Origin of the sequence: Streptomyces rectiviolaceus, from assembly GCF_039533825.1 — a bacterium.
GTDB classification, from domain to species: domain Bacteria; phylum Actinomycetota; class Actinomycetes; order Streptomycetales; family Streptomycetaceae; genus Streptomyces; species Streptomyces rectiviolaceus.
On record NZ_BAAAUG010000058.1, the window covers coordinates 22843 to 33331 of the forward strand.

A 10489-nucleotide genomic window follows, 5' to 3' on the forward strand; every position below is an offset into this window, starting at 1 on the left:
CTCACCGCCCCTTCGGGAGGCCGAGGATCCGCTCGGCCACGATGTTCTGCTGGATCTGCGAGGTCCCGGCGGCGATCGTGTACGAGAGGGAGGAGAGCCGGTCGAGGGTCCACTCGTGGCCCAGGTCGAGCGCGCCCGCCCCAAGGACCTCGCCCGCCGCCTCGTACAGCTCCTGACGGGCGTGCGAGTACCGCAGCTTGAAGACGGAACCGCCGACCCCCGGCACCCCGCTGCCCGCCCGCTGCGACTCGCTCACGTTCCACTGCGTGAGCCGCCACAGGGCGCCGAACTCGGCGCTCAGCCTGCCGAGCCTGCGCCGAAGCACCGCGTCGTCCCAGCGCCCGTTCTTGCGGGCCTCGCGGGCGAGATCCCCAAGGACCCGGCGACAGGCGACGACCTCCCCCACGAAGGCCGTCCCCCGCTCGTACGACAGCGTCACCATGGTCACGCGCCAACCGTCGTTCTCCGCGCCGACGCGGTTGGCGACCGGCACCCGCACCTCGTCGAGGAACACCTCGGCGAACTCCGTCGATCCCGCGAGCGTGCGCAGCGGACGGACCGTGATCCCGGGGCCGTCCATCGGCATCGCGAGCCACGAGATGCCGCGGTGCTTGGGCACGTCCTCGCTCACCGGTGTCGTACGCACGAGGAGCTCGCACCAGTCGGCGACCTCCGCGTGCGAGGTCCAGATCTTGGACCCGCTCACCACGTAGTCGTCGCCGTCCCGCCACGCGCGCGTGCGCAGCGACGCGAGGTCAGAGCCGGCGTCCGGTTCGCTGAACCCCTGGCACCACACCTCGTCGCCGCGCAGGACCGGCGGCAGCCACCGGGCGCGCTGTTCGGCCGTCCCCTCGGATGCGATGGTCGGCCCGGCGTGCAGCAGGCCGACGAAGTTCGCCCCTACGTAGGGCGCGCCCGCCTTCTCCGTCTCCTCCAGGAAGATGAGGTGCTGGGTGGGAGTGGCCCCCCGGCCGCCCGCGTCGACGGGCCAGTGCAGGCCCGCGTATCCGGCGTCGTACAGCCTGCGCTGCCACCCCATGTCGTACGCGCGGCGCCCCGGCCAGTCCAACGGGTCGGGCCGCGGCGGCAGTTGGGGGAGCGTCCGGGCCAGCCACTCGCGCAGGCCCGCCCGGAAGGATTCCTCCTCCTCCGTGTACGTGAGGTCCACGTCAGGCCCGCTTGTCCAGGTCCAGGCCCAGCATGCGGATCGCGTTGCCGCGTTCGCCGATACCGGCCGTCAGGGGCTTGGGGCCGCGGTCGCGGTACTTGGCGGGCAGCCAGGTGTCGAAGAGATGCGCGGGCTCGATCACATGGTCGTCGACGCTGACGATCCGAGGAAGCTCGGTCATGGTGTCTCCTCCGGTCATCTCTCCGGTCCCTCCGGGCTACCTGATGACCCGTCAGATGGCAGGCTAGCCGCGCACCTCTGGACCGACAAGGCGGTGAGGCTTACGCTCTCCGCACGATCTGACTCCCCGTCAGTTCAGGGCCGCCATGAGGGGATCGCATGAGGACCTCGGAGAACGAGACCGCGTACGAACTGGGAGCGTCCCGCACCCTCTGGGAGCTCATCGAGCGCCGCGCCCGGCTCACCCCCGACGTACCCGTCCTCATCCAGGCCGCGGCCGATCCGGCCGACGACCGGACGCTGACCTTCGGCGAGCTGCGCGACCGCACCGAACGGGTGGCCGCGGGGCTCTACGAAATGGGCGTGCGCCCCGGCACCGTCGTGGCCTGGCAGCTGCCCACCCGCATCGAGACCGCCCTGCTCTCCTTCGCGCTCGCCCGCATCGGCGCGGTCCAGTCGCCGGTCATCCCCTTCTACCGCGACCGCGAAGTCGGCTTCGCGCTACGGGAGTCGAAGGCGGAGTTCTTCGCCGTTCCCGGGATGTGGCGCGGCTTCGACCACACGGAGATGGCGCGACGGCTCGGCGCGCGGGGCGTCTTCGAGGCGTACGCGTACGACGATCTGCCGGACGCCGACCCTTCCGTGCTGCCCGCGCCGCCCTCCGACGGCACGTCCGTGCGCTGGATCTACTGGACATCGGGCACGACGTCCGACCCCAAGGGCGTGCTGCACACGGACCGTTCACTGATAGCGGGCGGCTCGTGCCTCGCGCACGCGCTGCATCTCTCGGCGGACGACATCGGCTCGATGGCGTTCCCCTTCGCGCACATCGCCGGGCCCGACTACACGGTGATGCTCCTGCTGTACGGCTTCCCGGCGGTGATGTTCGAGCACTTCGCACTGCCGGACGCGCTCGACGGCTACCGGCGGCACGGCGTGACGGTGGCGGGCGGTTCGACCGCGTTCTACTCGATGTTCCTCGCCGAGCAGCGCAAGCTGGCGCCCGGCGAGAAGGTCATCCCCACCCTGCGCCTCCTCGCGGGCGGCGGGGCGCCGAAGCCGCCGGAGATCTATCACGCGGTCGTACGGGAGATGGGCTGCCAGCTCACCCACGGGTACGGCATGACCGAGGTGCCGATGATCACCATGGGCGCGCCGGACGACACCGCCGAGAACCTGGCGACGACGGAAGGGATGCCGCCGCGGGGGATGGAGATCCGGATCACGGACGCCGAGGGCAAGGAGGTGCCCGCCGGTGTCGACGGCGAGGTGCGGCTGCGCGGGGAGGCCGTCTGCCAGGGCTACTTGGACCCCGAGCAGAGTGCGGGCGTCTTCGACGCGGACGGCTTCCTGATCACGGGGGACCTGGGGCACGTACGGAGAGAAGGCCACCTGGTCCTGACCGGCCGGGCCAAGGACATCATCATCCGCAAGGGCGAGAACATCTCCGCGAAGGAGATCGAGGACCTGCTCCACCGGCATCCGGCCGTGGGGGACGCGGCGGTCATCGGCCTCCCGGACCCCGAACGGGGAGAACGGGTCTGCGCGGTGATCGAGCAGCGGCCGGGGGCGGGCTCCCTGACGCTGGAGTCCGTGACCGCCTATCTGCGCGGGGAAGGACTCTCCACGTACAAGCTGCCGGAGCAACTGGAGGTGGTGGAGGCCCTTCCCCGCAACGAGACGTTGCGCAAGGTGCTCAAGTACAAGCTGCGCGAACGCTTCACGCGCGGCTGACCGGTCGGTGGCTCACTCGGGAACAGTGAAGTACGCCGCGAACGCCGCGACGATCTCCTCCTCCGTCACACGCCCGTCCCCGTCGGTGTCGAGCGAGCCGCCCGCGGCGCTCGCGATGTCCGCCGGGACGCCGAGGGCCTTCAGTACGCGCCCGACCTCCTGAGGGCTGACCGAACCGTCCGCGTCGCCGTCCGCGACGGCGATCACGGCGTCCAGGAACGGCCGCGCGATCTCGGCGAACCGGTCCGTGTTGTCCCGCAGGCGCTTCACCGCGCCGCCCACGAACTCCGGCTTGGTGATCCGCTGGTCGCCGTCACGGTCGGCGATCCCGGCCATGCCCTGCCAGAAGGCCTCGGCCCCGATGTAGAGGGCCTGCCCCTTCTCGGAGCGTGCCGTCGCGCCGAATTCGCTGAGCAGGGCGGCGGCCGCCGTGCTGAAGTCCTCACGGGAGATGTAGCCGTTGCCGTCCTGGTCGAAGGTGGCGAAACGGGCCGCGATCTTACGCTCGTACTCGGCACTGTCCATGGTGTTCGGGCCGCCTCACTTCTGCGGTTGGGTGCGTGCGCACAGGGGGTTCCCTGGGTGTCTCAGACGCGAGCGTACGTGCTCGGCGACCGCCCGGAGGCGGGAAGCCGACGCTTGTGCCAAGACCGGAACAAGAGAGGTTGTACCAGCAGTCGGCCCTAGGTGATCTTTTGGGGTTCCCCGGGGGCGGCGTCACGCGGAGAGCGGTACCGCCTCGTCGTCCACCGCCGCCGCCACGTCCGGGAAGACCTCGAAGAGGCGGCGTACGCCGAGGGCCGCGAGGACGCGGTTCACGTGGGAGCCGTCCTCGGCCCCCTTCGCGGGCAGTATCAGGCGCAGGCGGCCCTGGCAGGAGCGGAACAGGCGGCGGGTGGCGATCAGGACCCCGACGCCGCTGGAGTCGCAGAAGAGGACGTCCGAGAGGTCGAGGACGAGACTGTGGCGGCCGTCGGCCACCGCGTCGTGAACGCGCTGGCGCACGACAGGCGAGGTCACCAGGTCCATCTCGCCGGACACCCGCAGCACGGCCCAGCCGTCCTGCTCGTCCACGGCCACCTGCAGCGTCACTCGCACGCCTCTCGCTCGCTGATACCGCTCGCTCGTCGTAGCTCGCCTATGCGGAAGCATTCCCTACGCTTCCTACGTCGCGGCTGCCCCACGTGCTCTCCATGAAACACCAGGAACACCGGTCTCTATCACCCGAGGCCGGGCGCTGGCGCACTTTGCCGTAAAGGGGAGTGCGTTGTCGGTGGTGGCGACTACATTCGATGGGACGAGGGGTCGGCACGGACGAGGAACGGCACGCGCAGAGGGGGCCGCATGGCGAAGGACGCGCCGCGTCGCTGGGACCGCCGCATGCAGCAGCGGCTCGCGCACGGGGAAGCGGCCGCGCTCGGCGAGCTGTACGACCGCTTCGCCTCGCTCGTGCACGGCCTGGCCCACCGCGTCCTCGGCGACGAGGGCGCCGCCGACCGGATAACCCGCGAGGTCTTCGCCCACATCTGGGAGAACCCCGACGCGTACGACCCCAAGCAGGGCCCCCTGCGCTCCTGGGTCGCCACGCTCACCCACGAGCGGGCCGTCCGGCGCCTTCACCAGACCGAGTCCGCCGCCCTGGCCCGCGGCGGCGAGGGAACCACGGAGGACCTGGAGCGGAAGGTGCGCCGCGCCTCAGCCGCCGCCCGCGCGGACTACATCGTCACGGCCATGCCCGCCCCGCTGCGCGCCGCCCTGGAGCTCGCCTACTTCCAGCGGCGCGACTATCGCCAGACGGCGGCCGACCTCGGCGTCACGGAGGACGAGGCGCGGCGCCGCCTCCGCCTCGGCCTGCAGCTGCTCTCCACCGCGAACGACGCGGCAGGACCGGCAGAACCGCACTCCTCACCGGGCCCGCCTCCCGGTTACGGGAGAGCGCTGTGAAGGGGCCCGACCGGCAGGAACCGTTCGAGGAACCGGACCACCCGGAGAACGGCGACGGTGCGGGCGGCCCCAGTGGCCCAGGTGGCCGGGACGAGCAGGGCGACGCCCGTCGGCCGCCTCGTATACCGCTGCCCCGCACCTCCATAGAGGACACCGGAAATCCCTTGCCCGACCCTCCGCTCGCCCTCGACCACCGCGTCCTGAGGTCCCTCCTCGGGGCCTGGGCCCTCGCCGCCTGCTCGGTCGACGAAGCCATCGCCGTCGAGGAGCACCTCGGCCACTGCGGCCCCTGCGCGGAAGAGGCCCTGCGGCTGCGCGACGCGGTGGGCCTGCTGCACCCGGAGGAGAGCCTCGACCTCGACCCGGGCCTGCGCAACCGCGTCATCGAGAGCTGCCTCGGGCGGCGCCCGCCGCGCATCCCGGTGCCCGAGTGGGCCGTTCCGTACGACGCGGAGACCGCCCGGCTCGACGCGCTCCTGCGGGACATCGGCGACTCGGAGTGGCACGCCCCGGTGCGGCTCCGGTGGTTCGACGAGGACCATCCGGTCAGCCGCAAGACGACGGTCGCCGGAGTGATCGCCCACCTCCTCGCCGTCGACGGCCTGGTCGCGCTGGCCCTCGGCCTCGACGACCCGCTGGGCAGGGAGGCCCCGCCGCAGTCCGACCCGGGCTACCGCACGGAGGCGTACTGGCGCGCTTCGTACTTCCCGCCCACCCGCGCGGTGCGCGGCCCCTGGCGCGAGCAGACCCACGAACTGATCCGCACGGTGTCCTTCACGGCAGGCGGCACGCACGGCTCCGGCTCGGGCGGCCTCACCGTCCCGTACAGCGCCCCGGACGACCAGGGCCGCCGCGTCGAGCTGCCGCTGCGGGACTCGATGCTGGACCGCGCCTTCGAGTGCTGGATCCACGCCGGCGACATCGCGGAGGCGGTGGACTATCCGTACGAGCCGCCGTCCCCGCGCCATCTGCACCGCATGATCGACCTCGCCGCCCGGCTGCTCCCCGGCACGCTCCCCGACCGCCGCCGCTCGGGGCTCGCCGCCCCGGCGCACGGCCTGGTGGCGGCCGGCGCTCCGGGCCGGAGTCTGCGCCTGGAGGTCGAGGGCATGGGCGGCGGCGAGTGGTTCATCCCGCTCGACTCCCCCGGTGCCGGCGCGTCGGCGGACCGTGAGGTGGCCCATGTCGCACTGGACGGCGTCGAGTTCTGCCGCCTGGCCGCTGGCCACGTCTCACCGGAGGAAGCGGCAGCGGGGCAGGACGGCGACCGCCAGGCGATCAGGGACGTCCTGTTCGCGGCGGCGTCGCTGAGCCGGATGTGAGCCTTGCGCAGGGCCTCCGGGGAGCGCCCCGGGGTCAGGCGAAGTCAGGCGAAGACGACCGTACGCCGCCCGTTCAGCAGGATCCTGCGCTCCGCATGCCACTTCACGGCCCGTGCGAGGGCCTGGCACTCCACGTCCCGGCCGATCGCGACCAGCTGGTTCGGCGTGACGTCGTGGCCGACCCGCTCGACCTCCTGCTCGATGATCGGGCCCTCGTCGAGGTCCGCCGTCACATAGTGCGCGGTCGCGCCGATCAGCTTCACACCGCGCGCGTGTGCCTGGTGGTAGGGCTTCGCGCCCTTGAAGCTCGGCAGGAAGGAGTGGTGGATGTTGATGATCCGGCCGCTGAGCTGCTTGCAGAGGTCGTCCGAAAGGACCTGCATGTAGCGGGCGAGCACGACCAGCTCCACGTTCTCCGCGCGCACCAGCTCCAGGAACTGCGCCTCGGCCTGCTCCTTGTTGTCCTTGGTCACCGGGATGTGGTGGAAGGGGATGTCGTACGAGGCGACCAGCTCGGCGAAGTCCGTGTGGTTGGAGACGACCGCCGCGATCTCGACCGGCAGCGCGCCGATGCGCGAGCGGAACAGCAGGTCGTTCAGGCAGTGCCCGAACTTCGACACAAGGAGGACGACGCGCATCTTGTCGTCGGCGCGATTCAGCTGCCAGTCCATGTGGAAGGAGTCACCGATCGCCGCGAAGCTCGCCCGCAGCTTCTCCACCGTCACCGGCGCCTCCGCCGAGAAGTGGACGCGCATGAAGAAAAGGCCGGTGTCGTGGTCGCCGAACTGCTGACTGTCCTCGATGTTGCAACCGGTCATGAAGAGGTAACTCGACACGGCGTGCACGATGCCCTGCTTGTCCGGGCAGGAGAGGGTGAGGACGTACTGCTCAGCGGGGTCGGCGGAAGCGGCGACGGACGGCTCATTCATGGGCCCAAGGTTCCCACAACCAGCACCCGCCGAGGTCCGCGTCCCGCAGATCCATCACCGCAGTCCCGGCGGAACTCAGCTCAGCTCCCGGTCCGCGTCATGATCCGAAGGATCTCCAGCGTCCGCGGCGGGACATCCGGGTCCTCCCCGTCGCTGACGGAGAGCCGGACATGCGCGTCCCGCGCCGCCCGGACCGCCTCCGGCCACCCCTGGTGATCGAGATAGGCGGAGACCAAGGCGTCGGGCCCGACCTCGTGCATGATCCGCAGGACCCGCAGCACCGCCGCGTCGACCAGGGCCGCCTCCTCCGCGTCACGGAAGATCGTCCCGACGTACTTCTCGGCGGACCAGTTGTCGAGCCACGTGTCCTCGACAAGGCGGTACACGGCGTCGGTCACGTCCCCGTACTCGTCGCGCCCGGCGAGCCAGCACTCACGCTGGAACCCCGGGTCGGAGAGCATGTGCAGCGCCGAGCGCACGTTGCTGCGCCAGCGCCACCATGGCATGTCGTTCGTTGGCATGCCGCCCATGGTGCTTGAGCGACGGCCACGACGGGAAGAGTTCTCCGAACCTTGCACGGTCATCGATCGTACGTTCCCCCTTCGCGCAGCCGAACCGGCCCCTGCCATTCACCTTCTTGTCACCATGCGTTGAGAAGGCGTCACTCCATGGTTGGCACTGCGGCGGAATCGTGCATGACCATGCCCGTCTCGCGACGCACCTTGTTCCCCCGCCCCTCCAAGACCGCATTGATCAGCGCGGCCGCCCTGGTGGCGGCGTGTGCGTCCCTGACCGCCGCGTGCGGGGTCATCCCTGGTTCCGCGGGGGGATCCAGGGAGGACCCCGTGACCGTCATGACCTGGGCCCCCGAGAAGACCAAGGCGACCAACAAACCCGGCATCCCCGCGATGGCGCAGGCCTACGCGCGCTGGGTCAACGCGAACGGCGGGCTCGACGGCCGCAAGCTCAAGGTCGTCACCTGCAACGACCACAACGACCCGGTGGGCGCCGCCGACTGCGCCCGCAAGGCGGTCGACATGGAGGTCGCCGCCGTCGTCGGCTCCTACAGCCAGCACGGCAGGTCCTTCCTCTCGCCCCTCGAAGTCGCCGGGATCCCCTACATCGGCGGATACGGCGTCACCGACGAGGAGTTCAGCAGCCCCCTGTCGTACCCCGTCAACGGCGGCGAACCGGCGCTCATGGCGGGCAACGGCCGCCAGCTCGCCGCCCGCTGCGAGCGCGTCTCCCTCGTACGCCCCGACACCATCGCGGGCGACGATCTCCCCAAGCTCCTGGACGCGGGCCTCACCGAGGGCCACCGCAAGCCCTCCTCGGACATACGGGCGCCCGAGGACGGCACCGACTTCACCGCCCAGGCCGAGCAGGCGCTGGAGCGCGCGGGCACCGGCGGCTGCGTGACGGCGGCGCTCGGGGCGCGCACGGACACGTTCTACGACTCCTACCGCCGCACCGAGGACACGTACCCGACCGCGAGGATCTCCTCCGTGCTCGGCAGCGTCGACCAGTCCCTCGTCGACCGCACGGGCGGTGGCAACGGACCGTACGAAGGCGCCTACCTCACCGGCTGGTATCCGGCGGCCAGCGATGCCCGCTGGGGCGAGATGCGCGAGGTCATCCGCCAGCAGGCCTTCGGCGACAACCGGGTCGACCCCACGGACGCGGGCGTGCAGACGACGTGGATCGCCTACACCGTCCTGAAGCAGACCGTCGAGTCGCTCGACGGCGGCGAGGTCTCGTCGCGGACGCTGCGGCGGGCGCTCGACGACGGGCTCAAGGTCGGGACCGGCGGGCTCACGCCCACCCTGAGCTGGCGCTTCAAGGACATGCTCGCGGCGAGCGACTTCCCGCGGCTGGTCAACGCCGACGTCACGTTCCAGATGGTGCGCGACGGCCGCCTGGTGCCGGCCAGGAAGGGCTTCGTGAACGTGTCGAAGACCCTGGAGCGGGTGAGGTGACCCGCTCCGGGTCCTCTCTCCCGTCCTCCCGGTCCCCGCTCCCGTCCTCCGGGCCCACGCTCCCGTCCTAGAGCTGCGACTTGTCGCGCGTGGTGAGCCCGTACTGCTTGGCGATGGCGTTCCACAGCCCGGCCGCTTCCTGCTTGGCCGTGGTCGCCTCGCCGCTCGACTTGTTCGCGGCGACCGCCTGCGGCGTCGTGCGGGCGTGGCCCTTCTTGCAGCCCTTCTTGCCCGCGACCTGGCCCGCCCACGCGGCGTAGTGGTTGTCGGCCGCGGCGGACGCCTTCCAGGCCTTGGTGAGCGATGCCGTCAGCTGGGCGTTGGCGGGGAGCTTGTCCACGGAGAGCCCCGAGAGGCGCGTGACCAGGCCGTTGCGCTGCTTGGCCGCGTTGCGCAGATCGGTGGCCGACTGGGCGAGGTCGGTGCACTTTCCTACGTTGCGCACGGCGCCGATCACCGAGTCACGGCTGTTGTTGCTGTCGGCCAGGAGCTTGTCCAGGGCGACGGCCTGCTCCTTGGCCGGGTCGACGGAGGGCGACGGCTTCTCGTCGGTCGGCGCGGAGTCGGAGACAGTCTTGGGGCTGTCCTTCTCCTCGTCACCGCCGCCGCTGAGCAGGGCGCCCGCGCCGACGCCGATCAGCGCGATGACGACACCGGCGGCCACGAAGAGCGGCACCTTCGACCCCGTGCGTCCCCCGCCGCGCGACGCGGGAGCGGCGGCAGCGGCTCGGCGCGCGGCCCTGCCCCCACCGTCACCGCTGCCGACGCCGCTGCCGTGGGCGGCGGGCTGCGGCGGCTCGAAGCGGGGCATCTGCTGGGTCGACGCCGGGCCTTCGGGCTCCGGCTGCTCGGTACGGAAGAGACTGTCGAACTCGGCGGGCGGCTGCCGGTCGCCCGGGGCGCCGGGCCGGATCCCGAAGGGTGCCTTGCCGGGCTCGGCGGGCACGGGGGCGATGTACTGCGTGGGCTCGTTGTCGGAACCGGCCGCCGGGGGCATCGGCGCGCCGGGCATGGGCGCGCGCCCGAGGAACTGCGTGGAATCCCCCGCGGGCGCCTCGGGCGGCAGGGCGCCGGGGGCCACGGGAGGTATGTACTGCGTGGCCCCGGCGCCGACGCCTGCGCCTGCGCCGAGCATCGCGGGTATGTACTGCGTCGCGTCGGCGTCACCCGCGGCGGCGGGCGGCAGCTGCGCGAGGCCCGAGAGGCCGCTGGCGACCACGACCGCGCGGGCCGTGA

9 protein-coding genes and 2 pseudogenes are annotated in these 10489 nt (G+C 71.6%); 4 read left to right on the top strand and 7 right to left on the bottom strand.

The features are described 5' to 3' along the window. Position 1: 1 nt before the first annotated feature. Positions 2–1168, bottom strand: a complete 1167-nt coding sequence (locus tag ABD378_RS17830) for an acyl-CoA dehydrogenase family protein (protein ID WP_344521919.1) — start codon at positions 1166–1168, stop codon at positions 2–4. Positions 1169–1220: 52 nt separating this feature from the next. Next, positions 1221–1349 (bottom strand): annotated as a pseudogene (locus ABD378_RS17835) (amidohydrolase family protein); the annotation flags it as partial. Positions 1350–1507: 158 nt separating this feature from the next. On the opposite strand from ABD378_RS17835, the gene ABD378_RS17840 reads away from it, so the two are divergent. Then, a complete protein-coding gene (locus tag ABD378_RS17840; RefSeq protein ID WP_344521920.1) occupies positions 1508–3082 on the top strand; it encodes a class I adenylate-forming enzyme family protein in 1575 nt (524 codons plus the stop codon). 12 nt (positions 3083–3094) lie between these two features. Here the strand turns inward: ABD378_RS17840 and ABD378_RS17845 are convergent, their stop codons facing one another. Then, positions 3095–3607: an EF-hand domain-containing protein gene (locus ABD378_RS17845; protein WP_344521921.1), complete on the bottom strand. Its 513-nt coding sequence runs from the start codon at positions 3605–3607 to the stop codon at positions 3095–3097. Between the two features lie 192 nt (positions 3608–3799). Beyond that, a complete protein-coding gene (locus tag ABD378_RS17850; protein WP_249589292.1) occupies positions 3800–4174 on the bottom strand; it encodes an STAS domain-containing protein in 375 nt (124 codons plus the stop codon). Between the two features lie 252 nt (positions 4175–4426). Here ABD378_RS17850 and ABD378_RS17855 point away from each other — a divergent pair, with 252 nt between their 5' ends. Both ABD378_RS17855 and ABD378_RS17860 read left to right on the top strand, forming a co-directional pair. Further along, positions 4427–5026, top strand: a complete 600-nt coding sequence (locus ABD378_RS17855) for a sigma-70 family RNA polymerase sigma factor (RefSeq protein WP_344521922.1) — start codon at positions 4427–4429, stop codon at positions 5024–5026. Next, positions 5023–6348, top strand: a complete 1326-nt coding sequence (locus tag ABD378_RS17860) for a maleylpyruvate isomerase mycothiol-dependent enzyme family protein (protein WP_344521923.1) — start codon at positions 5023–5025, stop codon at positions 6346–6348. The genes ABD378_RS17855 and ABD378_RS17860 overlap by 4 nt, the downstream gene beginning before the upstream one ends. 44 nt (positions 6349–6392) lie before the next feature. Here ABD378_RS17860 and purU read toward each other — a convergent pair whose 3' ends face one another. Both purU and ABD378_RS17870 read right to left on the bottom strand, forming a co-directional pair. Then, positions 6393–7277 carry a formyltetrahydrofolate deformylase gene (gene purU, locus ABD378_RS17865; RefSeq protein ID WP_344521924.1) on the bottom strand — a complete coding sequence of 295 codons (885 nt, stop codon included), beginning with the start codon at positions 7275–7277 and terminating at the stop codon, positions 6393–6395. An 80-nt stretch (positions 7278–7357) separates the two neighbouring features. Further along, positions 7358–7861 carry an SCO4402 family protein gene (locus ABD378_RS17870; protein ID WP_344521925.1) on the bottom strand — a complete coding sequence of 168 codons (504 nt, stop codon included), beginning with the start codon at positions 7859–7861 and terminating at the stop codon, positions 7358–7360. A 117-nt stretch (positions 7862–7978) separates the two neighbouring features. Here ABD378_RS17870 and ABD378_RS17875 point away from each other — a divergent pair, with 117 nt between their 5' ends. Then, a complete protein-coding gene (locus ABD378_RS17875; protein WP_344521926.1) occupies positions 7979–9253 on the top strand; it encodes an ABC transporter substrate-binding protein in 1275 nt (424 codons plus the stop codon). 67 nt (positions 9254–9320) lie between these two features. Here ABD378_RS17875 and ABD378_RS17880 read toward each other — a convergent pair. Beyond that, a pseudogene (locus tag ABD378_RS17880) lies at positions 9321–10489 on the bottom strand (hypothetical protein); the annotation flags it as partial.

Excerpts from the sequence above, each read along its gene's own strand:
- ABD378_RS17840 (WP_344521920.1), top strand. The coding sequence starts at position 1,508 with ATGAGGACCTCGGAGAACGAGACCGCGTACGAACTGGGAGCGTCCCGC.
- ABD378_RS17845 (WP_344521921.1), bottom strand. The coding sequence starts at position 3,607 with ATGGACAGTGCCGAGTACGAGCGTAAGATCGCGGCCCGTTTCGCCACC.
- ABD378_RS17855 (WP_344521922.1), top strand. The coding sequence starts at position 4,427 with ATGGCGAAGGACGCGCCGCGTCGCTGGGACCGCCGCATGCAGCAGCGG.
- purU (WP_344521924.1), bottom strand. The coding sequence starts at position 7,277 with ATGAATGAGCCGTCCGTCGCCGCTTCCGCCGACCCCGCTGAGCAGTAC.
- ABD378_RS17870 (WP_344521925.1), bottom strand. The coding sequence starts at position 7,861 with ATGACCGTGCAAGGTTCGGAGAACTCTTCCCGTCGTGGCCGTCGCTCA.
- ABD378_RS17875 (WP_344521926.1), top strand. The coding sequence starts at position 7,979 with ATGCCCGTCTCGCGACGCACCTTGTTCCCCCGCCCCTCCAAGACCGCA.